The sequence below is a fragment of the Pseudoalteromonas rubra genome (assembly GCF_005887115.1).
Classification (GTDB): domain Bacteria; phylum Pseudomonadota; class Gammaproteobacteria; order Enterobacterales; family Alteromonadaceae; genus Pseudoalteromonas; species Pseudoalteromonas rubra_F.
In genome coordinates, this window is the sequence record NZ_PNCJ01000093.1 from 1 (window position 1) to 1,258 (window position 1,258).

General features: G+C 39.6%; 1 protein-coding gene and 1 pseudogene. One reads left to right on the forward strand and one right to left on the reverse strand.

Annotation, left to right across the window (positions count from 1 at the left end; all coding sequences use genetic code 11):
* Positions 1-278: 278 nt before the first annotated feature.
* Positions 279-824 carry a hypothetical protein gene (locus tag CWB98_RS23310; protein ID WP_138546966.1) on the reverse strand — a complete coding sequence of 182 codons (546 nt, stop codon included), beginning with the start codon at positions 822-824 and terminating at the stop codon, positions 279-281.
* 263 nt (positions 825-1,087) lie between these two features.
* Between CWB98_RS23310 and CWB98_RS23315 the strand changes: the two are divergent.
* A pseudogene (locus CWB98_RS23315) lies at positions 1,088-1,258 on the forward strand (transposase); the annotation flags it as partial.

Sequence of the window (1,258 nt, forward strand, 5' to 3'; positions counted from 1 at the left end):
TATATTTCAAATTCAATTTAGAACATAGCCTCATTGGTTAGGTGAGTGTAAGGGTGGGTGTCGCCGTTATCGCCGTTATCCCCTAAATAAATCAGAACACAGGTTCTGGTTAGACAATAAAACAGCGGCCAATTTTAGTTGCCCATTAAACTTAAAGTAACTCACCAGCCTCTCATTACGCCTAATGTGTATGAGAGACTGATATAACCAGATAAAATGTACTAATTTGTATGACTAAAATCAGGTTTGACTTACCCATTAATCATATTTGTTCAAATTTAGTCGATACTTTCAACTATGTATAAAACTTCATTATACTGGTCTATCCCTTTTACTTCCGCAATGCCATTGGTATTGGTGATAACTGCGCTTGAATAAGCTCTTCCTTCAACCCAGACATGAAATGTAGCTGGATATACATCCGCTTCTAACACTTTGTAACCATGTATATATGCTGAATAATAATCATCATCACAATTGGAGATGTTGCCACCCGTGGTGCTCCCTCTGATTAATTGTTTATCATTGCCGATATTGAGGCCATCATCATCAATAAACACCTGAAATGCGACACCAATCGCCTCACTTCCGTCTCTACCACAAATGTTAAAATTCTCGGCTCTACTTCTTACATCGATATGACCTTGAATAAATAAATGACTCTTTGAGTTAATAGTAATTTCTTTTGTGTAGCCAGGTACTGGCGTCATCTCCCAGAACAAATCTGGATCCCAGCCAGTAACCGAATTTTGGTAGACCATCTTAGTGCCACAAAAACTGGCAAAAGAGTATGCAGATAAAAATAATGCAAAGATGAATTTCATAAGCTCTCCAAGAAATAAAAATTCCCATATTTTAAAGGTGTAAATATCAGCTTGACTTAGTAAGGGGGGGACACTCCAATCCATTTCATTGATAAATCAAACACTTTAATAATAACATTACAGGAAAGAGAAGAAGAAGAGAAGAAGGGGAAACAAGCGACATGGGGAAACAAGGGAAACAAGCGACACCCACCTAAAAATGGCACACTTTTGATGTGGCGTCTACGCTTAGAACACGCTCAAAGGATTGAGGACAATGGACTATGCCAACAGCAAGGAAGAAGCAGGTCAGCTTATGCGATACCAAATATTATCACTGTATTTCCCGGTGTGTACGTCGGGCGTTTTTATGCGGCGAAGACCGCTTCACAGGCCGTTCATATGAGCACCGGCGAGATTGGGTAGAAGAAAAGCTACTGACGCTGGCAAAAGTG